This window comes from Streptomyces sp. 891-h (genome assembly GCF_022760275.1).
GTDB classification, from domain to species: domain Bacteria; phylum Actinomycetota; class Actinomycetes; order Streptomycetales; family Streptomycetaceae; genus Streptomyces; species Streptomyces spirodelae.
The window spans coordinates 5419958-5443568 of record NZ_CP050693.1; the positions used below are offsets into that span (position 1 = coordinate 5419958).

Here is a 23611-nt window from a genome sequence, read left to right on the forward strand (position 1 = left end):
CCGTAGCTCTTACGGTGCAGCTAACGCAAAAGAATAGCTTTTGCCTTACCGGAGAGAGCCTCATGACAGTTGCCGGACTCACGCCGCCCGAAGCGGCCAGGTGGGCCGCCCGTACCGGCCTTCCGCTGCCCGCCGACCGCCACGCGGAGGTCGCGGCCACCGCCGACCACATCCACACCGTCGTCTCCGTCCTCCGCGAGCTGGACTTCGGCGACACGCCACCCGCGGCTGCCTACCGTGCGGACGACCCGGCAGGGGAGGAGGCGGACGATGCAGCCGTATGAGCTCTCGCTGACCGCGGCGGCGCAGGAGATACGGGCCCGGCGGATGTCACCCGTCGAACTGGTCGACTCGGTGCTCGACCGGATCGAGCAGACCGAACCCCACCTGCGGGCCTATGTCACGGTGACGGCCGAGCGCGCACGCCGCTCGGCGCGCCGGGCCGAGCGGGAACTGGCGGCCGGCCACGCCGCCGGGCCCCTGCACGGCATCCCCATGGGGCTGAAGGACATGATCGACGTGGCCGGTGTGGCGACCACCGGCAGCTCCCGGGTGCGCGAAGGCCATCGGGCCCGCACCGACAGCACGGTCGCCGCGCGTCTGACGGCGGCCGGTGCCGCGCTGCTGGGCAAGACCCACACGCACGAGTTCGCCTACGGCCTCACCACACCCCAGACCAGGAACGCCTGGGACCCCGGGCGCGTCGCCGGAGGGTCGAGCGGCGGATCGGCCGTCGCCGTGGCCGCCGGTGCCGCCACCTTCGCGCTGGGCACCGACACCGGCGGCTCGATCCGGGTGCCCGCCGCGCTGAACGGAGTCGTCGGCCTCAAGCCGACCTACGACCTCGTGCCCCGGCATGGCGTGACCTCGTTGTCCTGGTCCCTCGACCACGTCGGCCCGCTCGCCCGCACCGTGCGGGACATCGCGCCCGTCCTCGCCGTCCTGACCGGACATGCAGCCGGAGCAGCCGACGACGCCGATCTGACCGGACTGCGCGTCGGTGTACCGGCCAACTACTACTTCGACCACGTCGACCCCGACGTCGAGGCAGCGGTCCGGCAGGCGATCGCCCGGCTCGAAGCGCTCGGCGCGCACCTCGTCGACGTCGAGATCCCCATGACCCGCTACATCCAGGCCGTCCAGTGGGGACTGATGGTCCCCGAGGCCACGGCCTACCACGAACGGACACTCAGATCAGTGCCCGAGCGCTACGCGGCGGACGTGCGCATCCTCCTCGAAGCCGGTGAGCTGCTGCCCGCGGGAGACTATCTGCGCGCCCAGCGGGCCCGCACCCTGATGCGGCAGAGCTGGCTGGAGATGCTGGAGCAGGTCGACGTCATCGCGGCGCCGACCGTTCCCACCACGGCTGCCCGGGCCGGCCGGCCCACCCTCACCTGGCCCGACGGCACGGTCGAGAGCGTCTCCGACGCCTATGTACGCCTCTGCGCGCCCGCCGACATCACCGGAGTGCCGGCCCTGACCCTCCCGGTCGGCCACGACCGGGCCGGTATGCCGATCGGTATGCAGCTGATGGGACGGCCGCTGGACGAGGCGGTGCTCCTGCGGGCCGGACGCGCCTTGGAACGGACTCAGCCGCCCCGTTCCCTCGCCCCGACACCGGGCGGCGCTGACGCAATGATTTCGCATTAGCATGGGGCCATGGCCAGAACGATGGCGCGCCCCGGCGGGCGCAGCGCCCGGGTGCAGCAGGCCGTGCACGCCGCCGTGCACGAGCTCGAAGCCGAGGTGGGCCGGGACGCGCTGACCGTCCCGCTGATCGCCGCCCGCGCCGGGGTCACCCCGTCCACCGTCTACCGGCGCTGGGGCGACCTGCGGGAACTGCTCTCGGACGTCGCCGTCGAGCACCTGCGCCCGGAGGCCGAACCCGAGGACACCGGGGAACTGGCGGCCGACCTGACCGTATGGGCCGAACAGTTCCTGGACGAGATGGCCTCACCCTCGGGCCGCGCCTACATCCGGGACGCCCTGCTCGGCGACCCGGAGGGAGCCAACGCCGGCCAGTGCTCCGCCTACGCCGCCGAACAGATCGGCACCGTGCTCCGGCGCGCGGCCGACCGCGGCGAGCAGCGGGTGCCCGACGCGGAGACGGTGCTCGACCGCGTCGTGGCACCCATGATGTACCGCATCCTCTTCAGGCCTGGCGGGCTCGACGCCGCCTACGCGCGCCGCCTGGTGGCGGACTGCCTGGCGGCGGAGCGGGACCGGCGATGAGTCACCCCCTCGCCGGCCGCAGGGCACCGGTCGGCCCGTCACACGCACGACCGGTCAGCCCTTCACACACACCACCTGGCGCAGCTTGGCGACGACCTCGACCAGGTCGCGCTGCGCCTCGATGACGCGCTCGATCGGCTTGTAGGCGCCCGGAATCTCGTCCACCACACCCGCGTCCTTACGGCACTCCACCCCGCGCGTCTGCTCCGCGAGATCCCGCTCGGTGAAGCGCCGCTTCGCCGCGTTCCGGCTCATCCGCCGGCCGGCGCCGTGCGAGGCGGAGTTGAACGAGGCAGCGTTGCCCAGGCCCTTGACGATGTACGAGCCGGTGCCCATCGAGCCCGGGATGATCCCGAACTCGCCGCTGCCCGCGCGGATCGCGCCCTTGCGGGTGACGAGCAGGTCCAGGCCGTCGTACCGCTCCTCCGCCACATAGTTGTGGTGGCAGGAGATGGTCTCCTCGAAGACCGGCTTCGCCTTCTTGAACTCCTTGCGCACCACGTCCTTGAGCAGCCCCATCATCAGCGCCCGGTTGTACTTGGCGTACTCCTGCGCCCAGAACAGGTCGTGCCGGTAGGCCGCCATCTGCGGGGTGTCCTTGACGAAGACGGCCAGGTCGCGGTCGACCAGGCCCTGGTTGTGCGGCAGCTTCTGCGCCTCGCCGATGTGGAAGTCCGCGAGCTCCTTGCCGATGTTCCGCGAACCGGAGTGCAGCATCAGCCACACCCGGTCCGTGGTGTCCAGGCACACCTCGATGAAGTGGTTGCCCCCGCCCAGCGTGCCCATCTGCTTGGTGGCCCGCTCCTGCCGGAACCGCACCGACTCGGCGACGCCGCCGAAGCGCGCCCAGAAGTCGTCCCAGCCCGAGGTCGGCAGCCCGTGCACGGCACCCGGCTCCACCGGCTCGTCGTGCATACCGCGCCCCACCGGGATGGCCTGCTCGATCCGCGAACGGAGCCGGGACAGGTCGCCGGGCAGGTGGCTCGCCGTCAGCGACGTACGCACCGCCGACATCCCGCACCCGATGTCCACGCCCACGGCCGCCGGGCAGACCGCGCCGTGCATCGCGATGACGGAGCCGACCGTCGCGCCCTTCCCGTAGTGCACGTCGGGCATCACCGCGAGGCCCTTGATCCAGGGCAGCGTCGCGACGTTCTGGAGCTGCCGCAGCGCCGCGTCCTCCACGGTGCCCGGGTCCGCCCACATCCGGATCGGCACCCGGGCGCCGGGCATCTCCACATGAGTCATGGTCGTTCAACTCCCCCGTAACGGAACGTCGATGAAATCGAGGCGATGAGCAGGGAAGTCCGCCCCCCGTCACCGGGCTTCCCCGCACGTCATTGTGGGCCGCCCCGCCCCCGTGACGGCAAAGGATTTTCCGCCGGACGGCCTCCGGACCCGGGTTGCTGCACACCGGACGGGCACCTAGGTTGAATGTTTTCACCATGCACGGATGAGACGGGGGTGTCAGCAGTGACTTTCGCCGAGTGGGAGAAGGCGAAGGCGAACACGGCGGGACCGGGGCGCGGTGGCACCAGCATGCAACTCAACGGCTACCCGGCCGCCGACCACCCGGGGCCGCACGACGGCAAGTCGGACCTGGTGGTGCACGACGACGAACTGGGCAAGCTCGGCAACATGGCCTACGGCCTGCGCCACCGCCTCACCGTCGACGGAAAGCACGCGCGCACCGCGTCCTACGAGGCGGCCGGATCGCTCTCGCACGACGGCTGCGACATGGGCCAGGCCCTCAGCGAGCTGTGCGACGCCTGGGACACCAAGCTCAAGACGGTCGAGGACGCCTGCGGCCAGATCTCCAACCACCTCGACTACACCCGCGCGGCCCACGGCAAGGACGAAGACGACATCACCACGGCCATGTCGTCCATCGCGACGCTCGACGACCGGATCAAGTAGGCGGCCAACGGGGGGAGACGAGGACATGGCCGAAACGGAGAAGATGACGGTGGCCCAGCTCCGCGACCTGCGCCTGGGCAAGCTGCACACCGCGATAACCGACTGGAAGGAACTGGTCGAGCGCCTGAGGGACCTGCACGACGGCAGCGGCGAGGGCGGCGCGGCCAAGGAAGGACCCACCACAGCCGCCCACTTCCAGTCGGCCGTGGCCAAGGCGGACTGGACCGGACAGAACGCCCTCGTGACACAGCAGTTCGTCGGCAAGACCGCCAGGCAGTTCGGGGAGCTCCGCAGAGAGGCCGAAGACGTGCTGGGACTGCTGAAGTCGGCGCGCAAGGCGTTCCTCGACCACAAGAGCGATCTGGAGAAGATCGTCGAGGATGTCGCCAAGGACAACATCTACATCCACGACGACGGGTCGGGCACCGGCGAGGTGCCCCCGCCGATGGTCGCCGGCGACGCCGACATCAAGCCGCCGACCGAGGCGCAGATCCGTGCGGCGGAGAAGCGCGTCGAGCGGGTGCTGTTCAACGCGGGGGAGACCGACCGCATCATCGCCGAGGAGCTGCGGTACATCGCGCGCCGCAAGTACGACTTCTCCGGTGCCTGGGCGGGCAGCGTCAAGGGAGCCGACAAGCGCCAGGGCAAGGCGGCCGCGGAGTACTGGGCGAAGAAGCTCAAGGACGGCGACGTCAAGGTCTGGGAGCTGGACGACAAACAGCTCAAGGCCTTCAACACGGCGCTGGAGAACCAGCGGGACAACCCCGCCTTCACCGAGACCTTCGCCACCAGGATGGGCGGCGAGGGAACACTCCAGTTCTGGCGCGACCTGGCCGACCCCGGCCACGGCGACACCCCCGAGGGGGCCCGCGCCGAGCTGCTCGACCACATCCAGGGCAACCTGAGCATGAGCCTGGCCAACGCCACCCGCCAGGACACCCCGGCGATGAACGCCTGGGAGAACGAGGTCATCAAGGCCGGCACCAAGCAGTTCGGCCACGAGGGCCTGGGCCCCCTGGCCAAGCCGTACGGCTTCCAGATCATGAGCAGCCTCATGGGCAAGGGCACCTTCGACCAGGGCTTCCTCGACCGGTACGGCGACGCGATGTACAAGTTCGAACGCAGCAAGCCGGACGCGCCCTCCGCCTGGGGCCTGGTGGGTCAGTTCACCGACCTCGACCCCGGCGACAAGTCCACCGGCGCCGACCCCATGACCGGCTACTTCAAGGCGCTGAGCCACAACCCGGACGCCGCGACGAAGGTCTTCGACGATCCCGAGAGGGCCGACTACCTGCTGAAGGACCGCGTCTACTTCGACGAGGAGCGGCCCAGCAGCATGGGCCCCCGCGACGGCGTCAAGCTCCCCTCCCGCGAAGCCCTGGGCGACGCCCTCTTCGCCGCGGGCAGCGGCATGAACCCCGACGACCCGACGGCCACCTATGTCAAGCACACACCCGAGCAGGACAGCGTCTTCCGGGGCGCTCTGGAACGGCTCGCCGACCAGAAGGACGACATGCCGCCCGAACTCCGCGACGACATGGCCAAACTGATCGGCAACCACGGGACGGATGCTCATATGACGATGGGCGGCTCGCCGGATCTGCGGGTACTGGATCGGGGCGACCTGCTGGAGGTCTCCAAGCAGATCTCGCGCGACAGAGAGAGCTACCAGGTGCTGAACGAGTCCATGAACGCCGCGATGGTCCAGGACATCCACTCCGAGAAGGATCGCCCGGAGGACAGCCTCAGCCGTGCGGGCCGTACGGTGGGCTTCCTGGAGGAGGCCCGCTACCAGGCGATCGGCGACAAGAAGGCCGACGACCTCAGGGCGGCGGGCTGGGGACACGCAGGCACGGGCACCTATCTGGTTGTCGCCGAGGGAGCGTCGTTCCTTCCCGGGGGCGGCCATATCGCCAACGCTGCCTTCGGCGTCAGCAAATTCTTCACCGAGGAGGAAAACGCTCGTATCGAGGATGGGGCCACCGACGACAACAAGGCCGTCTCCAAGTATCAGCAGGACCGGCTCGTGGCGCTCAAGAACGAGTGGCACAGAACCAACTCCGAATGGGCGAGCAGTCATACCGGGTTCTCCGCGGATCAAGGCGCCTGGAGCAAGATCGATGGCGCCGCGAACGACGGTAAGGACAACGCCCGCGATGAATGGGGGGATCAGTGAGCACCAGGTGCCGCCGACGGGTGGTGGCCGTCGTTCCCGCCATCGCCCTCCTCCTTGCCGGTTGTTCCGCTGACGGCGGCCACTACGCCGTGCCCCGTGACATCTGTGGCGTACAGATGACGAGAAAGGCTGTAGAGCCGCTGCTGCCGGACGGGGAGAAGGTTCGGCTGCTGCGGGCGCACCGCGAGACGGGGCCTCAGTTCCGCTGTACTGCGAAAGTGGACGACAAGAAGGCGTTCGTTGCGGAGGTCTGGCACAAGGACGAACGCCCGGAGCCTCACATCGGCGAAGAGGGTCCTGAATCGTCCGACCACGACAAGGCGATCAAGAACTTGCCGTTCTCCGGCTGGGGCGCTGTGTCCGACGATCGAGTGCTGTCCGGCGTCAAGTGCGGCAAGGGCAGGACCAATTGGTTCGTCTTTTTCTTGGAACTGCGCCACCAGGATGGTGGAAGCGTGAAACAGCGGCGTGAAGCCATGGTGCGCTTCATGAAGGAATTCGTGCACCACGAGAAGAAGAAGGAAGACTGCACCGCACACTGAAGTGAGCGGGCAGCCTCGCCCCGAACCCCACTGCTGATGACAAGCGGGTGTCCTTGAAGTCGTTGAAGCATGCGAAGAGCGTGCACCTCGCGGGCACACATTGGACGGTGCAGGGGGACAACCAGATCCACCTGTCCACCCCGTGCGGGCTCGACTGGGCCGACTCGCTGTCCTTCCGGTTCACCTTCGCCAGGGGTGAGAAGGGCACCGAAGTCACCCGCCGCAACACCCTCCGTTTCGCGGAGGAGTTCGTCCCCGGCGAGAAGAAGGAGAAGGGCTGCCCCGCACACTGAGGGGGGCCCTCTCCGGGAAAGAGCGGGTCTCAGGCGGTCAGGCGGAAGTGGGTGCCCAGTTCTTGGAAGACGGCCGTGTTCAAAGCGAAAGCGTGCTTGCACTCTTCCACGATGCGGCGCTTTTCCAGCTCGTCGCAGGGGAGCGCGTCCAGCAGGGCGCGGTACTCGCGTTTGAAGGCGGCGGGGTTGTCGATGGCGTCGAAGACGTAGAACCGGACGCCGTCTCCCTTGCGGGTGAAGCCCCAGGTCTTCTCGGCGGTGCCGCGGATGATCTGGCCGCCGGAGAGGTCGCCGAGGTAGCGGGTGTAGTGGTGGGCGACGTAGCCGCCGGGCCAGGTGCGGGCGACCTCGGCGATCCGGTCCGCGTACGCGGCCGTGGCGGGCAGGGGCGCGACGCCTTTGCGCCAGTCGGCCGAGCCGCCGTGCAGATGTGCCAGGTCTCGCTCCAGCGCGGGCAGGCGGAAGAGCTCGCCGCGGACGAAGGGGCCGGCCACCGGGTCGGGTGCCAGGTCGTCGGCGGCCCCTTCGAGCGCGCTGTAGATGAACCAGAGCTGCTCGGTGTAGCGGGTGTAGGCCTCGACCCCGAGCCTGCCGCCGAGCATCTCGCTCATGAAGGAGGAGTTCTCGGCCTCGGTGTGCTGCTGGTGCGACGCGGTGCGGATCAGTGTGGAGAAGGCCGTGGTGTGGTCCGTCGAGGTGTCCTGCGAGGGGGATGCGGCAGACGGCAAGACTGGCTCCCAGGGTGGACGACAGGGGCGTGCGGGGCTCCGACACGGTGCGATCCTGCTACTTAGGCTTACCTAAGTCAAGCATTTGCCGACACTCTGTCGGAAAACCCGTACCCCGCCGAGCCGCTAGGGAAGCGTGAGAATCTCCGCGCCGCTGTCCGTCACCACCAGCGTGTGCTCGAACTGCGCGGTGCGCTTGCGGTCCTTGGTGACGACTGTCCAGCCGTCCTCCCACATGTCCCACTCGTAGGTGCCCAGCGTCAGCATCGGCTCGATGGTGAAGGTCATCCCCGGCTTCATCACGGTGGTGGCGCGCGGGTCGTCGTAGTGCGGGACGATCAGCCCGGAGTGGAAGGAGGTGTTGATGCCGTGCCCGGTGAAGTCGCGCACCACGCCGTAGCCGAACCGTTTCGCGTACGACTCGATGACGCGGCCGACGATGTTGAGCTGCCGGCCCGGCTTGACGGCCTTGATCGCGCGGTTCAGCGCCTCGCGCGTCCGCTCCACCAGCAGCCGTGACTCCTCGTCCACGTCCCCGCACAGATAGGTGGCGTTGTTGTCGCCGTGCACGCCGTCGATGTACGCCGTCACGTCCAGGTTCACGATGTCGCCGTCGCGCAGCACCGTGGAGTCGGGGATGCCGTGGCAGATCACCTCGTTGACGGAGGTGCACAGCGACTTGGGGAACTCGCGGTAGCCCAGCGTGGAGGGGTAGGCACCGTGGTCGATCATGTACTGGTGCGCCACCTCGTCCAGCTTGTCGGTGGTGACGCCCGGGGCGATGTGCCTTGCGGCCTCTTCCATGGCGCGCGCGGCGATCCGCCCGGCGACGCGCATCTTCTCGATCGTTTCGGCGTCCTGCACCTCGGGCCCCTCGTACGGGGTGGGCGCGGGCTTGCCGACGTACTCGGGGCGCGGGATCGAGGCGGGCACGGCGCGCGGCGGGGAGATCGTGCCGGGGACGAGGAGTGACTGGCCAGACATGTCTGCGAGTCTAATCCGGGACCCGGACTCCCCTCCGGGCGCGGGGACCCTTCGCGGCGACCCTCCGCTGGGCACGTTCGCGGGCCCTCCACGGGGGCTGCGTCCCGTGGACCGGTGCGGGACCATGTGCGTATGGCTCTGTTCAAGCGCAAGACGGTCGGCAAGCCCGGAGAGTGGTTCTTCAACGTCGAGACGGGCACCGTCGAGGAGGGCCCCCAGTCGGCGGGCAAGAACCGGATGGGCCCCTACGCCAGCCGCGAGGAGGCGGCCCGGGCGCTGGAGACGGCGCGGGAGCGCACCTCCGAGTGGGAGAACGATCCACGCTGGCATGAGGGCGGCGACCGCCCGCGGTAGCTGGTGGAGCGGGCCGGGTACGGGGTGCCGCTCGCGGTGCGTCGCAGGCTGCCGGTCGGTGGTGGCTTGTCGCGGAGTTCCCTGCGCCCCTGCACGGCGCGCCCGCTATCCCTCCCTGGCCTCCCGCACCGCACGCGCGTGCTCGCTGGTGCGCGCGTCGTACGCCAGCAGCTTCGGCAGGGCCGCCGCCAGCAGCGCCACGCCCGCCACACACGCCAGGCCGCCCGACCACACGGAGGTACGGACGGAGGTGAGCGAGGCCACCGAGCCTGAGCGGACCTGCCCCAGCTGCGGTCCGGCCGAGAAGGAGAGCAGCTCGATCCCGGCCAGCCTGCCGCGCAGCTCGTCCGGGATGGTCTGGTTCCACATCGTGGAGCGGAAGATCCCGCTGATCATGTCGAAGGCTCCGGACAGCACGAGGAAGAACAGCACCAGCCACACGTTCCCCACCACCCCGGCCACCGTCATCGCGGCGCCCCAGCCGGCGGCGGCCAGCAGCACCGCCAGCCCGTGCCGGTGCACCCGCGAGGTCCAGCCGCTGGTGGCGCTCACCAGCATCGAGCCGAACGGCAGCGCCGCGTACATCAGCCCCAGCGACCACTGGGCGTCCAACTGGTCGGCCAGGAAGGGGAAGAGGGCGAGCGGGAACGCGAACAGCATCGCCACGATGTCCACCGCGTAGGTGCCCAGCAGATCCTTGCGGCCGACCGCGTACCGCGCACCCTCCCAGATGCCGCGCAGCGAGGGTTTGGCCGCGTCGTGAGCGGGCGGCGAGGGCGCGAGCCGCACCGCCAGCAGCAGCGAGAGCACATAGGTGGCCAGGTCGAGCGCGTAGGCGGTCTCCAGCCCCGCGTAGGCGATCAGGAAGCCCGCGAGCGCGGGTCCGGCCACGCCGCCCACCTGCCAGCGCAGGGAGTTGAGCGCCGCAGCGGCGCTCAGGTGCCGGTGCTCGACGATCCTCGGCAGCACCGCGGACAGCGCGGGCTGCTGGATACCGGTCAGGGCGCTGCTGAGTGCCGCTGCGAGGTACAGCGGCCACACCATCGGGTGCGGCAGCAGCGTGTTGAGCAGCAGACCCAGCGCCACCACGCTCAGCGCGGCCTCGCTGCCCAGGATCAGGGTGCGCCGGTCGAAGGCGTCGGCGAGCGCCCCGCCGTAGAGCCCGAAGACGATCATCGGCACCAGTTCCACGGCCCCCAGCGCGCCCACGGCGGCCGCCGAGCCGGTCAGCTCCTTGAGCTGGAGGGGCAGCGCCACGAAGGTGAGGAAGCTGCCGAAGGTGGTGATCAGCCCCGCGGTCCACAGGGTGCGGAAGTCGCGTGACTCCCGCCAGGGGGAGAGGTCCGGAAGCACGAGGGGGCATCCTTCCGCCGCCCCCGGAGGACGGCAACCGGATTTCGCCCCACCCGCAGCCCCCGGCCCCTCAGCCGCCCGCCGTCTCCTCGACCGTCAGCGGATCGAACGCGACCCGCACCCCGCGGCCCGCCCCGCCGTCCCACTCGATCACCACTGCCTGCTCCGCTCCCTCGGACACGGTGACCCCGGGCGCTGCGTCCCGCCCAGCACCACCCCCCAGCGCAGCAGCCGCCACATACACCCCCGTACCGCTCACCTCTCCCTCCGTCGCCGGGACCCGCACCCACCGCGCGTACGCGGTCCCGTGCGGGGCCCGCAGCGGGGCGGTGGCCGCCAGGCCGTGCAGCGGTATCAGCTCCGCCGCCAGGTCCTCGCCGGCCGCCCAGCCGGTCAGCCGCACGCGGGTACCGGTGGGTGCGCCCACCACCCGGTGCGCCCGCACCTCCCAGCGCCCGCACACCACCGTCACGCTCTCCACCCGCAGCGACGGCGGCGCCGGTACGACAGCGGGGAAGACGGGCCGGTGCCAGGACGCCGCCCAGCCCCACTCCCCGCCCGGGGCCGAGGCCGCCCCCAGCGGGTGGACCCGCCGCCGTACGCTCCAGGCCGCCGGTGCGCCGGGCCGGCCCGTGAGCCGGAGCGCCAGGTGGTTGTCGGGCGGGTTGTCGCGGGCCGTGGGCCCCGTGGCGGTGGAGTACGCGAAGCGCGCGTACAGCGGGTCCTCCTCCTCGAAGACCTCGGCCTGCCAGGGCCGCAGGGTGTCGCTGCCGTGGTTGTGCAGCCGCACAAGACCGTCGCCGCCGGTGCTGTGGACCAGCAGCCCCGGCGCGGTCATGGCCAGCGCCCGGTCGGGTCCCTCGCTCGGCGCGGCTTCCTCGGTCGCCGTCCACAGCGGGTCGTCGGGCGGTACGAGCAGCGCCACGAACCCCTTCGAAGCCCAGTACGGGGAAGCCGGTCCCGAGTACGTCTGCAGCGTCGCGTCGTGCGGGCCGTGCCAGCCGAGGGTCAGCAGCCCTTCGGCGTCGACGGCGCCCCGTTCCAGGAAGTAGCGCAGCGTGCCGCTCAGCAGCCGCCGGGAGACGCCGGGCGCCAGCGGCGTGTACCCGGTCAGCGCGCCGAGCCCGACGGCCGCGCACGCGGCGAAGCGGTAGGTGAGCGAGCGGCCGAAGTGGAGCGGGGCGCCGTCGCCGCCGAACGTCGGCGCGTAGCCCGCGAGATGCTCGCGCAGCCGAGGCCCGTAGCGCGCCGACAGCGCCTCGTCGCCCGCGAGATGGGCGTGCAGCAGCGGATGGAGGTGCAGCGCCCAGCCGTTGTAGTGGTCGAAGGCGCGGCCGTCACCGTCGGCGTACCACCCCTCGCCGCGCCACCAGCACTCCAGCAGCTCCAGCCCCCGCTCGATCGCCGCCCGCGTCTCGGCGTCACCGCGCCCCGCCGACTCCAGGAAGCCCGCGACACTGAGCGGGAAGAGATACCAGTTGTTCGGCGCCGGGGTGTGCCGCAGCGCGCCGCGCAGCCACTCCTCGGCCCTGGCCCGGGTGTCGTCGTCCAGCCGGTCCCACAGCCACGGCCGGGTCAGCCGCAGCGCCAGCGCCACGGACGCTGCCTCCACCATCGGCTGCCCCGCCGTGGTGTAGTCGCCGATCAGCGGCCAGGATTCGGCGTCATCGCGCCCCGGGGTGCGGGTGCCGGCCGTCAGCCCGTCCGCGTAGCGCTCCAGCAGCCCCGCGGGATCGGCACCGTCGGCGCCGGCCGCACGGAAGGCGGCGGCCAGGAAGGTGCGCGCGTACCCTTCGAGCCCGTCCGAGCGGGTGCCGGAGCGGGAGGCACGTCCGGGCAGGTCCAGCAGCGCGCCGTGCGGGGTGGCCCAGCGCCACGCGGCGCGCAGCAGCCCGTCGGCGGCGGCCTCCCAGTGGGCGCGGGTGTAGCCGGTACGGGGGCTGCGTACGTGGTCGGGCTCCGGTATGCCGACGATGCCGGGGCCGCCTGCGGCGCTGTGCTCCCTCACGCCAACAGCTCCTTCCGCTCGGGGCGTACGGCATGGGCGAAGCCCTCACCGGCCGCCCAGCGGCGCACCTCGTCCAGTGTCAGCTCCGCCAGCCGGTCCAGCTCGTTGCCCTGCGATCCGGCCAGGTGCGGGGTGAGCAGCGCGTTCTCGCACTCCCACAGCGGATGGCCGGCGGGCAGCACCTCGGGCTCCGTGACATCCAGCACCGCGTGGATACGGCCGTCCAGCAGCTCCTCGGTGAGCGCCTCCTGGTCGACGACCGCGCCGCGCGCGGTGTTGATCAGCGTGCCGCCGTCCCGTAGCAGGGCCAGCAGCTCGCCGCTCACCAGCCCGCGCGTCTCGGGCAGCAGCGGGGTGTGCACGCTCACCACGTCCGACGACGCGAACAGCTCGGCCAACTCGACCTTGGCCGCACCGAGCTGCGCCGCCCCGGCCACGTCCACGTACGGGTCGTACAGCAGCACCCGCAGATCGTGCGCGCCCAGCAGCTCGATGACGCGGCGCCCGACCAGGGAGGCGCTCACAATGCCCACGGTGCGGCGGTAGTTGCCCAGCAGCGGATCGGGGAAGAGCCAGTCCGCACGGCTGCGCTGCCGCTGGTAGGCGCGGGCCACCGGCAGCACCCGCTTGTTCGCCAGCAGGACCATGGCCAGGGTGTACTCGGCGACAGGTGCCGCGTTGGCGGCCGCCGCCGTGGAGACCTCGATACCGCGCGCCCAGCACGCGTCAGTGAGGTGCCCCCGCACGCTGCCCGCCGTGTGCGCGACGGCGCGCAGCCGAGGGGCCCGCGCGAGCGCGGCCTCGTCCAGTTGTGGACAGCCCCAGCCGGTGATGAGCAGCTCCACCTGGGGCAGGACTCCGCCTGCGGCCCGGGAGGTGAAGTCGGACAGCACCGGCTCGGCGAGCTCGACCATCTCGGCGAGGCGGCGCCGTACGGCGGGCTTCAGAACGGCGTCCGCCGCCCGGACGTCCATGGCGAGAGCGGCGAGAGGCTTGCTGCGGGGCATTCGGCTCCTGGTGGTGTGGATGAGTGCGCGTGGTGCGGACCGGCTCACTTCACGCTGCCCGCTGTCAGGCCGGACTTCCAGTAGCGCTGCAGCAGCACGAAGGCGGCGATCAGCGGGAGGACGGCGAGCAGCGAGCCGGTGATGACGACGGGGTAGTAGTCGGGCGTCACGACGGCGGAGCTGTTCCAGATGTACAGGCCCAGGCTGACAGGGAAGAGCGACTGGTCGGACAGCATCACCATGGGCAGGAAGAAGTTGTTCCAGATCGCGGTGAGCTGGAAGAGGAACACCGTCACCAGGCCGGGGCCCAGCATCCGCAGCGCCACCCGGAAGTAGGACGCCAGCTCGCCCGCGCCGTCCACCCGGGCGGCCTCGAGCACCTCGTCGGGCACATAGCCCTGGCTGAAGACCCGCCCCAGATACACCCCGAACGGGTTGAACAGCACGGGGACGAACACCGACCAGAAGGTGTTGACCACCCCCACCTCGGAGGCCATCAGATACAGCGGGAGCGCCAACACGGTGGGCGGCACCATGACGCCCGCGAGCACCAGCCCGAACAGCTTCTCCTTGCCCCGGAAGCGGTACTTGTCGAAGGCGTACCCGCACGCGACGCTCACCATGGAGCCCAGCGCCGCGCCCAGCACGGCGTACAGCAGACTGTTGACGTACCAGCGCCCGTAGATGCCGTCCTGGGTGGCGAACAGCGTGGAGATGTTGTCGGCGAGGGAGAAGTCGCCGAGCGAGAGCAGATCGCTGCTGAAGAGCGCGTCCCGGTTCTTGGCCGCGGCAAGCACCAGCCACAGCACCGGCAGCAGGGTGTAGAGGACGGACAGGCCCACGACGGCGTTGACGGCGGTCCGGCCCAGCAGCCGGGGCCGCGCCGCGCGCGGCGGAGCGAAGGCGCTCATCGGGAACCCTCCTGAGCGGCGTGTGCCGCGCCCGTGCGGTTGCTCCACCGGCTCAGCCCGTAGGACAGCGCGACGGTGACGGCGAGCAGCACCACCGAGGCGGCCGCGGCCAGGCCGTAGTTGTTGCGGGTGAAGGCGGCGTCGTAGATGTACATGTTCGGCGTGAAGCGGCTGCCGACGATCGGTGTGGCCTGGCTGAGCAGCATCGGCTCGGTGAACAGCTGCAGGGACCAGATCAGCGTGAACATCGCGACCAGCACGCCGGAGGCCCGCACCAGCGGCACCTTGATCTGCAGCGCCGTACGGACCGGACCCGCGCCGTCCACCAGCGCGGCCTCCGTCAGCTCCCGCGGCACTGCCTGCAAGGCGGCGTAGAAGATGACGACGTTGTAGCCGAGGTTGCTCCACATCGCGACGTTCACGATGGACGGCAGCACGGTGTCCACGCCGAGGAAGTCGACGCTGATGTCGGCCCCGGCCAGCGCCTCGACGACCGGGCTGAGCCCCGGCGTGTACAGATACAGCCAGATGACGGCGGCGATCAGGCCCGGCACCGCGTGCGGCAGGAACAGCCCCAGCTGCGCCGTACGCCGCAGCCGCACCGCGCCCGAGTCCAGCAGCAGCGCCAGCGCGAGGGCCAGCAGCACCATCAGCGGGATGTAGACGAGACAGTAGAGCGCCGTCGTCCCCAGCCCCGCCAGGAAGGTGGGGTCGGACAGTACGGCCCGGTAGCTGCGCAGCCCGGCGAAGACGGTGCGCTCGGGGCCGAAACCGAGCCCCGGCTGGTCGTCGCTGAAGAAGCTCAGCCACACCGCGCCGCCCACCGGAACCAGGAAGACGACGACCAGTAGGACGAAGAACGGGGCCATCAGCGCCGCACAGGCGCCCAGTCTGCGCCGACGCGCGGTGTCCCGTGCCCCGCTCCGCGGGACGGCGGCCGGCCGGGCGCCGGCGCCCGCCCTCCCGGGCGCGCCTGCCGCGCCGGTCTGCGTGGTGGTGGTCGTGGTCGTGGTCACCGGGAGCCCTCCCGCGCGTTCAGCCCGAGGGACTTCAGATCCGGCATCGTCCCGCGCTGGCCCGCGCGCAGCGCGTCCAGCACGGTGCCCTGCCCCTCGCCCACCCGCGCCAGCCGGTCCTGGACGGTCTTGAGCGTGGCCGTCATGCGTGGACCCCACTTCCACTGCCCGGAGATGCGCTCGGCCTCCCGCCGGAAGAGGGGATAGATGTCCTGGCCGCCGAAGTAGCTGGTGTCCATCGCCTTCCGGGCGACCGGAACCAGCCCGGTGGCCGCCGGATACGCGCTGCTCGTCCCGCTGGAGAGCCGGGCCTTGAGCGACTCGGGGCTGGAGACCTGCCACTCGATGAAGTCCATGGCCTCCTCGGGGTGCCGGCTGTCCTTGGTGACGGCGAACGTGGAGCCGCCATGGGTGCCGACGCGCGGGTGCGCCAGGTCCCACCGGGGCATCGGGGCCACCCGCCACTTGCCCTTCTGGCCGGGCTGGGAGGACATCGTCCCGCCCGCGTCCCAGGCGCCGGCCAGCTTGCCGAACACCGCGCCCCTGCCCACCTGCGCCGAACCCTCCTGGGTGTCGACCGAGTTGACGAACACCAGCTTCTCGTCGATCAGCCGCTGCCAGTACGCCGCCACCTTCCTGGTGGGCTCGTCCGTCATGGAGACCGTCCAGGCCCCGCCGCGGGTGTCGAACCAGCGCGCACCCGCCTGCCAGGCCCAGCCCGCCAGCTGGGTGCCGCCGTCGGCGGGGAAGGTGGCGATACGCGAACCGGGCGCCGCGCGCTTGATCTTCCGCGCCGCCTGCTCGAACTGCGCCCAGGTGCGCGGTACGGCGATGTCGTACCTCTCGAACAGGTCCCGGCGGTAGAGGAAGACCATCGGCTCCACGTCCAACGGCACGCTGAACGTGCGGCCTTCGAACGTGGTGAGCGCCAGCGCCTGCGGCAACAGCTTCTTCCGCAGCCGCTCGCCGACCAGGGGCGTGATGTCGCGGGCCACCCCGTCGATGGCGAACCCGGGTACCTGCGGGTACTCCAGGGTGGCGACGTCGGGCGCGTTGCCTGCGCGGGCCGCGTTGCTCAGCTTCGCGTACCCGCCCTGGTTGCCGGAGGGGATCTGCTGGAAGTCGACGTGGATGCGGCTCTGGCTCTTGTTGTAGGCGTCCACCACTTCCTGGCTGCCGCGCAGTGCGGACCAGAACGTGATGTGGACGGGGCCCTTGCCGGACCCTCCCGCCGCGGCCCCGGCCGCCGCTGAGCCGTCGCCGGTACATGCGGTGGTCAGCAGGAGGGGGAGTGCGGCCAGGGCGGTCAGGGCGGTGCGGGCACTCCGTGGGATACGGCGGTGCACGGTGGAGGCCTCCTTCGTGGGAGGAGGGGACATCCGCATCCTGAGCGCTCGAAGAAAGGGGGTCAATGGATCGATCAGGAGAAAATAAAGCGGTCAAACGATCGTGCGAGCACGGGAGTTGGCCGCTCCGGTGCACGACTGGGGGCCCGGCCCCGGCACTGACCCCGGGCTCGGCTCCGGCCCCGCTAGCCGGCGGCACCCTCCGCCGTCGCCTCCGGGTCCGCCTCGGGGGCCACCGACGCGACCGGCGCCGTCGAGCCCCGCACCTTGAGCTGGGGCAGCAGCTCGATCCTGCGCACCGCCTCCGGGGCCTCACCACGGGGATGGCGCAGTCGGCGCAGCAGCAGCTCGGCGGCCGCCCGGCCGATCTCCTCCTTCGGCGGTGCCACCGCGGTCAGCGGCGGACTGCCCAGTGCCGCCACCACGTCGTCGTACGCCACCACCGAACAGTCCTCGGGCACCCGCAAGCCCTGTTCGCGCAACTGCTGAACCAGCATCAGCGCGTCCACGTCCGCGTGCAGCACGGCCGCCGTCGCCTCGTGCTCGCGCAGCACAGCGGGCAGATCCACCAGCGCGGCGGGACGCCGGTCCGCGCTGTCTCCCACGCCCGCGCTGAGCACCACGGCCCACTCGGCCACGTCCGCGCGCTCGCTCGCGATCTGCGCGAACGCGGCGCGCAGCGTGCGGGCCGTCGGGCTGTCGTCCCGAGCCGCCAGCACGATACGGCGGTGCCCCAGCGACACCAGGTGCTCCAGCGCCAGATGAGCGCCGTACCAGTGGTCGCTTCGCACCGAGTCATGAGCGTGCAGCGGCGAGCCCGGCGACGGCCGGCGCTCCATCAGGACGGACGGTACCGGCAGTTCGGCCAGCCACTCCTCGTCCCGCACAGCGCTGGCGGCGGTCTGCCAGCGCGGCGACACCAGCAGCCCCCGCACCCCCTGCTGCACCGCCTGCCGGGCCATCGACCGCTCCGCGTCGGCCCGGTGCGGGGCGATGTGCAGGGACATCCGCACACCCGCCGCCTCCAACGCGTCCCGGGCGCCGCGCACCGCCTCGAACAGATATGAGTGGTTCTCCGGGACGATCAGTCCCACCGCCGGGGCCGAGGCGTCGTGCTGCGCCGGCACCGGGGAGAGGGAACGCGCCACCCCGTGCCCCCGCCGCAACTGCCCACGCCGCGCCAGCTCTTCCACGTCCCGCCGCAGGGTGACGACGGAGACGTCGAGCTCCGCGGCGAGTTGGGTCACCCGCACCTCCCCGCGCGTACGGACCGCCTCCAGCACCCTCTCCCGCCTGGCGGCGGCCCCCTCGCGCACGGCGGTATCCCTTTCGTTTGACCGTTTCTCCCTACGATATGCGCCGTTGCGGGGCCGTCGAACGTGGGGGCTGAGGCCGTCGCCCCTTCCGGCGGAAAGGTAAAGGCGCGCAACCACAGCGTTCGCCGCGATCACCGTTGGCGCCGCACCAGTTCGTGGAAGAGGCCTCCCGCGTCGGCGAGCAGCGCGGCAGGCGTGCCCTCCTGGACCACGCGGCCCTGGTCCATGACGATCACGCGGTCCGCGTCCAGCACGGTGGACAGCCGGTGGGCGATCACGATGCGGGTGGCGCGCAGCCGGCTCGTGGCCTCGGTGACCACCCGCTGGGTCTCGTTGTCGAGCGCGCTGGTCGCCTCGTCGAAGAAGAGGAGCCGGGGGCGGCGTACCAGAGCCTGGGCGATCATCAGGCGTTGCCGCTGGCCGCCGGATACGGTGCTGCCGCCGTCGGAGAGCATGGTGTGCAGCCCCATCGGCATTGCCTTGATGTCGTCGGCGACCCCGGCCATCCGGGCGGCTTCCCACACCTCTTCCAGGGGGAAGGTCTCGGCGCCGCAGATGCACTCCAGGATGGAGCCGGCGTGCGGCTGGGCGTTCTGCAGGACGACGCCGCACTGGCGGCGTACGGCCGACTGGTCGAGCGCCGCCAGATCCTGCCCGTCGTAGCGGACCTCCCCCGAGGTGGGCCGGTCGAAGCCGATCAGCAGCCGCAGCAGCGTCGACTTGCCGCAGCCACTGGCCCCGACGATGGCGACGAACTCGCCGGGCTCGGCGCGGAAGGAGACGCCGTCCAGGACGAGCGGGCCGTCCTCGGAGTAGCGGAAGGTCAGCTCCCGCGCCTCGACGGCTCCCGACAGGGTGCCCGGTTGTACGCTGCCGCCCCGCACCTCGGGCAGTTCGTGCAGCACCGGCTTGATCTGCTCGTACATCGGCAGCACTGCGGCGCAGGAGATCAGCGCGTTGGTCAGCTGGGTGACCGACGTCAGCAGCATCGTCATGGACGTGGTGAAGGTGAGGAACCCGCTGGGGGAGAGCGCGCCCCGCGCCGGGCCGCTCAGCAGGACGAACAGCAGCAGCGTGGCGAGCGGCAGATAGACCGCGTTGACGACGGTGCTCAGGTTGCGGATGCGTCCTGCCCGGCGCTGGAGTTCCCGGCTGCGCGCGAACTCCTTGGCCCACGCCGCGTACGCGAAGGACTCGGCCGCGGCCACGCGCAGTTTCGGCAGGCCGCGCAGGGTCTGGAACGCCTGGTTGTTCAGCTTGTTGTTGAGCTTCACCAGGCGGCGCTGCCAGCGCAGCTGCCACAGCCCGGTGGCGGCGAACACGGTCGCGACCACCGCGAGGACGCCGAGCGCGGCGAGGGCGAGCTGCACGCTGTAGGCCAGCAGCAGTACGAGGTTGACCGCGGCGATGGTGCCGGACTGTACGACGATCGAGCTGATGCCCGAGAGCACCCGCCGGATGGCGCTGACGCCCATGGCGGCGCTGGCCAGTTCCCCGGTGGAGCGTTCGGCGAAGAACCGGGTCGGCAGCCGCAGCAACCGGTCCCATACGGCCGGCTGCAGGCTGGCCTCGATGCGGCCTTCCAGCCTCAGCAGCGCGGTGTTCTGCAGCAGCATGAAAGCGGCCGCGACCACGGCGGTGCCCACCAGCGCCGCCGCTGCCTGCACGATCAGGCCCTTCTCGGCGTTGGGCACGTACTCGCCCAGCACCTGCCCGGTGGCCACCGGCACCAGCGCGCCGAGGCCGACCGCGACCAGTCCGCTCAGCACGAGGGTGAGCAGGTCGCCGCGGGCGCCGTGCAACGCGAAGCGGAGCAGCCGCCGTGCGGGCAGCGGCTTTTCGGGCAGCGGCCGGTAGAACATCACGGCGCGGGACGCGAGGGTGGCCGCGTTCTCCCTGCCGAGCCGCCAGCGGCTGCCGCTGCCGGGCTGTACCGCCTCGTACCGGCCGCGCCGCCACAGCAGTGCCACGGGCGCGCTGCTCGCGGCCCGGAAGCCGACCAGCGGACCGGTGTTCTCCTTCCACCAGTCGCCGGAGAGCTTCACCGCGCGGGTGCGCAGCCCCGAGGTGAGCGCCAGGCGTTCGACCGGGTCCATCCGGTCGTCGGCGGAGAGTCCTTCGGGTGGCAGCCGCAGGGTGACTCCTGCCGCTTCGGCGACCGCCCTGCAGACGGCCACCGTGCTGTCGTCGGTCTGCCGGCTGCCCCGACTGCCGCCCGCCGACTTGTCGATCGCGGCGAGCAGCGCCTCGTCGGCCTCGGCGCGGACGTTCTCGCCCGCCTCCATACCGGCTGCCGTACGGTCCTCGTGCGCGCGCTCCAGCCGTTCGATCCAGCGGTCCAGGGTCAGCAGCAGCCGGGAGAGCTGGTCGACCATGAGCTGCCAGGTCGTACCGTCGATCAGCAGTTCGGTCGAGCTGCCGTACCGCACGCTGCCGGGCGCCACGGGCATCCACAGGATGTCGTCGTCGGTGGCGGGCGCCTGCTGGTCCGCGTGCGGCTCGTGGCCCGGCTGCCCGTCCAGCGGCGCCTCGAACAGCACGCGCAGGCCGCGCCCGACCCCCCGCGCGAACGCGTCCTCCAGCGGCCCGAGCACACCGCCCTGGTCCCAGGCTCCGGCCTGGCCGCCGTACGCCGGGTATCCGCCGGTGTCGTAGGCGGGGTAGGAGCCGGTGTCGTACGCGGGGTGTTCGCCGGTGTCGTACACCGGGTGTCCGCCCGTGTCGTACGCCGGGTACTGGCCCGTGTCGTACACCGCGTGGCTCCCTGTGTCGTACGGATCCGCGTTGCCGTACCCGCCGTAGCCGCCCTGCGCGGCAGGCTGGTGGAACAGCTCCATCAGCGGTATCCGGCGCAGCACTCCGCCGCGCACCGGACGGCCCACCAGGGTGTGCCGCGGTCCCTGGACGGGGCCGAGCAGCAGCGTGCCGGCCTCCAGCCGGCCCAGGAAGTGCCAGTGGCCCTGCCCGGCGGCGTCCACCGCGAACACGTCCATCGCGCCCTCGGCCACCAGCCACAGCACATGCGGCCCTTCCAGCGCCAGGCCGCTGCCGGGCGTGTGCGGTACCGCTTCGCCGAGCGGGCCGAAGTGCGCGACCACCACGTCGGGCGCCGCGGAGTGGTGCTGCGGGTCTGCGGTCGGATACAAGTACCTCAGTGCTCCTTGACGAGGCGGGCGTACGCGCCCTGCGCCGCGAGCAGTTGCTCGTGCCGTCCCCGCTCCACGACGCTGCCGCGGTCCAGCACCACGATCTCGTCGCTGTCCCGGACGGTGCTCAGCCGGTGCGCGATCACCACACAGGCGCAGCCGCGCCGCCGCAGGTTGTCGATGATGACCGCCTCGGTCTCGGCGTCCAGTGCGCTGGTCACCTCGTCCAGTACGAGGATGCTGGGGCGCCGCACCAGCGCCCGGGCGATCTCCAGCCGCTGCCGCTGGCCGCCGGAGAAGTTGCGGCCGTCCTGCTCGACGCGGCTGTGCAGACCGCCGGGGCGGCGCGCCACGTCCTCGTGCAGTGCGGCGTCCCGCAGCGCCTCCTCGACCGCGTCGTCGGTGAGGGAGGGGTCCCACAGCGCCACGTTGTCCCGCACCGTGCCCTCGAAGAGGAACACGTCCTGGTCGACGAACGAGACCGAGGCGGCCAGCGCCCCGCGCGGCAGGTCCTCCAGCCGCTGCCCGTCGATCCTGATGATCCCCTCCCACGGCGTGTACAGGCCCGCGATCAGCCGCGAGACCGTGGACTTGCCGCTGCCCGAGCCGCCGACCAGCGCGATCTGCTGCCCAGGCCCCACGGCCAGCGACAGCCCCGTCAGCAGCGGCTTGTCCAGCGGGTTGTAGCCGAAGGTGACGTTCTCCAGCGTCACATGGCCGGCCAGCCGCCGGGTGCTGGCGGGTGGTTCGCGGCGGGTGTAGAGCGGGTCGGCGGGGAAGGCCTCCACGTCCTTGAGCCGGGCGACGTCGGCCGCGAAGTCCTGGATGCGGCCCGCCACCGAGTTCAGCCGGGTCAGCGGCGCGGTGAAGCTGGTGACCAGCGCCTGGAAGGCGACCAGCAGCCCCGCCGTGATGGCGCCCTCCACGGCGCGCATCCCGCCGATCAGCAGGATCAGGGCGCTGTTGAGCGTGGCCAGCGTGGGCGCGACCACGGCCAGCGCGGCGCTGGGCACCCCGAGCCGCTGCTGGGTGTCGAGCGTGGTGGCGTGCTGGCCGGCCCAGCGGCGGAAGTAACCGGCCTCGCCGCCGGTCGCCTTCATCGTCTCGATGAGCTGGAGGCCGCTGTAGGAGGTGTTGGTGAGCTTGGCCCGGTCGGCGCGCAGCTTCTGCGTCCCGGTGGCCCGCAGCCTTACGACCACCCGCATCGCCACCACGTTCAGCAGCGCGATCCCCACGCCGACGAGGGTGAGTTGCGGGTCGTAGGTCCACAGCAGCACCGCGTAGCCGACGACGACCACGGCGTCCACGCCCGCCGCCGCCAGGTCCCTGGCCAGGGTCTCGGCCACCGTGTCGTTGGATTGCAGACGCTGGACCAGGTCGGCCGGGTTGCGCTGCGCGAAGAAGGTGACCGGCAGCCGCAGCAGATGCCGCAGGAAGCGGGCGCTGCTGAGGGTGGAGGAGATGAGCCGGGCGCGCAGCAGATTGCCCTGCTGGAGCGCGGTCAGTACGCCGGTGAGCAGGACGGCGGCGCCCATCGCTGCGAACAGCACGTCCAGCAGCGAGTCCTGCCCGCCGAAGACGAAGGTGTCGATGTAGGTACGGCTCAGCGCGGGCACCGAGGCACCGACGACGACCAGCAGGAAGCTGGCCACCAGCGCCGCCAGCATGGCGCCCGAGGTGCCGCGCAGCCGCGCCGGGAGGGCGCCGGTGACGCTCGGTTTGCGGCCGCCGCGCCGGAAGTCGTCGGACGGTGCGAAGGTCAGCACCACACCGGTGAACGAGGTGTCGAACTCCTCCATGGAGACGAACCTGCGCCCGCGCGCCGGGTCGTTGATGTGCACACCGCGGCGGCCGAAGCGGCGGCCCATCCCGTCGAAGACGACGTAGTGGTTGAACTCCCAGAACAGGATGGCGGGCGCGCGCACCTCGGCCAGTCCGGCCGGTTCCATCTGCATGCCCTTGGCCGTCAGTCCGTAGCCGCGCGCGGCTTTCAGGAGACTGCTGGCCCGCGAGCCGTCCCGGGAGATGCCGCAGGCGATGCGCAGCTCTTCCAGCGGTATGTGCCGCCCGTAGTGGCCCAGCACCATGGCGAGCGCGGCCGCACCGCATTCGACGGCCTCCATCTGGAGCACCGTGGGGGTGCGCACGCTCCTGGTGCGGCGCGGGGTCTGCGGTTTCGCGCCGCCGCCCGCGCGTGGTTTCGCGCCGCCGCCCGCGCGGGGCTTCCCGGCGGCGGCCGTGCGGGTCTTGCCGCCGGGGGCGCCGCGCCGCTGCGCCCGTCC

General features: G+C 71.5%; 20 protein-coding genes. 8 read left to right on the top strand and 12 right to left on the bottom strand.

Going from position 1 to position 23611, the window contains the following annotated elements:
* The first annotated feature begins 62 nt into the window (after window positions 1-62).
* The 3 genes from HC362_RS23780 to HC362_RS23790 are packed head-to-tail and all read left to right on the top strand — an operon-like array spanning window position 63 to window position 2232.
* Window positions 63-284: a hypothetical protein gene (locus HC362_RS23780; protein ID WP_243086079.1), complete on the top strand. Its 222-nt coding sequence runs from the start codon at window positions 63-65 to the stop codon at window positions 282-284.
* Complete coding sequence (locus tag HC362_RS23785; protein ID WP_243086080.1) at window positions 271-1650, top strand: amidase; 1380 nt, start codon at window positions 271-273, stop codon at window positions 1648-1650. Before HC362_RS23780 ends, HC362_RS23785 begins: the two co-directional genes overlap by 14 nt.
* A 9-nt stretch (window positions 1651-1659) precedes the next feature.
* A complete protein-coding gene (locus HC362_RS23790; RefSeq protein WP_243086082.1) occupies window positions 1660-2232 on the top strand; it encodes a TetR/AcrR family transcriptional regulator in 573 nt (190 codons plus the stop codon).
* A gap of 54 nt (window positions 2233-2286) precedes the next feature.
* Here the strand turns inward: HC362_RS23790 and HC362_RS23795 are convergent, their stop codons facing one another.
* The gene (locus HC362_RS23795; RefSeq protein ID WP_243086084.1) at window positions 2287-3480 is read right to left on the bottom strand and encodes an RtcB family protein; all 1194 of its coding nucleotides are present in this window, start codon (window positions 3478-3480) and stop codon (window positions 2287-2289) included.
* Window positions 3481-3696: 216 nt separating this feature from the next.
* Here HC362_RS23795 and HC362_RS23800 point away from each other — a divergent pair, with 216 nt between their 5' ends.
* The 4 genes from HC362_RS23800 to HC362_RS23815 all read left to right on the top strand — a co-directional run bounded on the left by HC362_RS23800 (window position 3697) and on the right by HC362_RS23815 (window position 7160).
* The gene (locus HC362_RS23800; RefSeq protein WP_243086085.1) at window positions 3697-4149 is read left to right on the top strand and encodes a hypothetical protein; all 453 of its coding nucleotides are present in this window, start codon (window positions 3697-3699) and stop codon (window positions 4147-4149) included.
* Window positions 4150-4174: 25 nt separating this feature from the next.
* Window positions 4175-6325 (top strand): hypothetical protein, encoded by a 2151-nt coding sequence (locus HC362_RS23805; protein ID WP_243086086.1) that lies wholly within the window; start codon window positions 4175-4177, stop codon window positions 6323-6325.
* A 20-nt stretch (window positions 6326-6345) separates the two neighbouring features.
* Window positions 6346-6867 carry a hypothetical protein gene (locus HC362_RS23810; RefSeq protein ID WP_243086087.1) on the top strand — a complete coding sequence of 174 codons (522 nt, stop codon included), beginning with the start codon at window positions 6346-6348 and terminating at the stop codon, window positions 6865-6867.
* A 107-nt stretch (window positions 6868-6974) separates the two neighbouring features.
* The gene (locus tag HC362_RS23815; protein WP_243086089.1) at window positions 6975-7160 is read left to right on the top strand and encodes a hypothetical protein; all 186 of its coding nucleotides are present in this window, start codon (window positions 6975-6977) and stop codon (window positions 7158-7160) included.
* A 29-nt stretch (window positions 7161-7189) separates the two neighbouring features.
* Here HC362_RS23815 and HC362_RS23820 read toward each other — a convergent pair whose 3' ends face one another.
* Both HC362_RS23820 and map read right to left on the bottom strand, forming a co-directional pair.
* A complete protein-coding gene (locus tag HC362_RS23820) occupies window positions 7190-7888 on the bottom strand; it encodes a biliverdin-producing heme oxygenase (RefSeq protein WP_243086090.1) in 699 nt (232 codons plus the stop codon).
* A gap of 126 nt (window positions 7889-8014) precedes the next feature.
* On the bottom strand, window positions 8015-8872 hold the full coding sequence (gene map / locus HC362_RS23825; protein ID WP_243086092.1) for a type I methionyl aminopeptidase: 858 nt from the start codon (window positions 8870-8872) through the stop codon (window positions 8015-8017).
* 132 nt (window positions 8873-9004) lie between these two features.
* Here map and HC362_RS23830 point away from each other — a divergent pair, with 132 nt between their 5' ends.
* Window positions 9005-9226, top strand: coding sequence for a hypothetical protein (locus HC362_RS23830; protein WP_243086093.1), 222 nt, complete (start codon window positions 9005-9007; stop codon window positions 9224-9226).
* A 105-nt stretch (window positions 9227-9331) separates the two neighbouring features.
* On the opposite strand, the gene HC362_RS23835 is transcribed toward HC362_RS23830, so the two are convergent.
* The 9 genes from HC362_RS23835 to HC362_RS23875 form a co-directional block, all read right to left on the bottom strand.
* Window positions 9332-10579, bottom strand: a complete 1248-nt coding sequence (locus HC362_RS23835; RefSeq protein ID WP_243086095.1) for an MFS transporter — start codon at window positions 10577-10579, stop codon at window positions 9332-9334.
* 70 nt (window positions 10580-10649) lie between these two features.
* The gene (locus tag HC362_RS23840; RefSeq protein WP_243088780.1) at window positions 10650-12545 is read right to left on the bottom strand and encodes a DUF2264 domain-containing protein; all 1896 of its coding nucleotides are present in this window, start codon (window positions 12543-12545) and stop codon (window positions 10650-10652) included.
* Between the two features lie 38 nt (window positions 12546-12583).
* A complete protein-coding gene (locus tag HC362_RS23845) occupies window positions 12584-13594 on the bottom strand; it encodes a hydroxyacid dehydrogenase (protein WP_243086096.1) in 1011 nt (336 codons plus the stop codon).
* Between the two features lie 44 nt (window positions 13595-13638).
* Window positions 13639-14505, bottom strand: a complete 867-nt coding sequence (locus HC362_RS23850) for a carbohydrate ABC transporter permease (RefSeq protein ID WP_243086098.1) — start codon at window positions 14503-14505, stop codon at window positions 13639-13641.
* The gene (locus HC362_RS23855) at window positions 14502-15521 is read right to left on the bottom strand and encodes a sugar ABC transporter permease (RefSeq protein ID WP_243086100.1); all 1020 of its coding nucleotides are present in this window, start codon (window positions 15519-15521) and stop codon (window positions 14502-14504) included. The genes HC362_RS23850 and HC362_RS23855 overlap by 4 nt, the downstream gene beginning before the upstream one ends.
* A complete protein-coding gene (locus HC362_RS23860; RefSeq protein ID WP_243086108.1) occupies window positions 15518-16867 on the bottom strand; it encodes a sugar ABC transporter substrate-binding protein in 1350 nt (449 codons plus the stop codon). The genes HC362_RS23855 and HC362_RS23860 overlap by 4 nt, the downstream gene beginning before the upstream one ends.
* A gap of 185 nt (window positions 16868-17052) precedes the next feature.
* Complete coding sequence (locus HC362_RS23865; RefSeq protein ID WP_243086109.1) at window positions 17053-18183, bottom strand: substrate-binding domain-containing protein; 1131 nt, start codon at window positions 18181-18183, stop codon at window positions 17053-17055.
* A 131-nt stretch (window positions 18184-18314) separates the two neighbouring features.
* Complete coding sequence (locus HC362_RS23870) at window positions 18315-21338, bottom strand: NHLP bacteriocin export ABC transporter permease/ATPase subunit (protein WP_243088781.1); 3024 nt, start codon at window positions 21336-21338, stop codon at window positions 18315-18317.
* Window positions 21335-23452, bottom strand: coding sequence for an NHLP family bacteriocin export ABC transporter peptidase/permease/ATPase subunit (locus HC362_RS23875; protein ID WP_243088782.1), 2118 nt, complete (start codon window positions 23450-23452; stop codon window positions 21335-21337). Before HC362_RS23875 ends, HC362_RS23870 begins: the two co-directional genes overlap by 4 nt.
* Between the last annotated feature and the right edge of the window lie 159 nt (window positions 23453-23611).

Coding starts and splice junctions, on each gene's coding strand:
- HC362_RS23830 (WP_243086093.1), top strand. CDS start 9,005: ATGGCTCTGTTCAAGCGCAAGACGGTCGGCAAGCCCGGAGAGTGGTTC.
- HC362_RS23785 (WP_243086080.1), top strand. CDS start 271: ATGCAGCCGTATGAGCTCTCGCTGACCGCGGCGGCGCAGGAGATACGG.
- HC362_RS23845 (WP_243086096.1), bottom strand. CDS start 13,594: ATGCCCCGCAGCAAGCCTCTCGCCGCTCTCGCCATGGACGTCCGGGCG.
- HC362_RS23805 (WP_243086086.1), top strand. CDS start 4,175: ATGGCCGAAACGGAGAAGATGACGGTGGCCCAGCTCCGCGACCTGCGC.
- HC362_RS23850 (WP_243086098.1), bottom strand. CDS start 14,505: ATGAGCGCCTTCGCTCCGCCGCGCGCGGCGCGGCCCCGGCTGCTGGGC.
- HC362_RS23780 (WP_243086079.1), top strand. CDS start 63: ATGACAGTTGCCGGACTCACGCCGCCCGAAGCGGCCAGGTGGGCCGCC.
- map (WP_243086092.1), bottom strand. CDS start 8,872: ATGTCTGGCCAGTCACTCCTCGTCCCCGGCACGATCTCCCCGCCGCGC.
- HC362_RS23790 (WP_243086082.1), top strand. CDS start 1,660: ATGGCCAGAACGATGGCGCGCCCCGGCGGGCGCAGCGCCCGGGTGCAG.
- HC362_RS23795 (WP_243086084.1), bottom strand. CDS start 3,480: ATGACTCATGTGGAGATGCCCGGCGCCCGGGTGCCGATCCGGATGTGG.
- HC362_RS23875 (WP_243088782.1), bottom strand. CDS start 23,452: ATGGAGGCCGTCGAATGCGGTGCGGCCGCGCTCGCCATGGTGCTGGGC.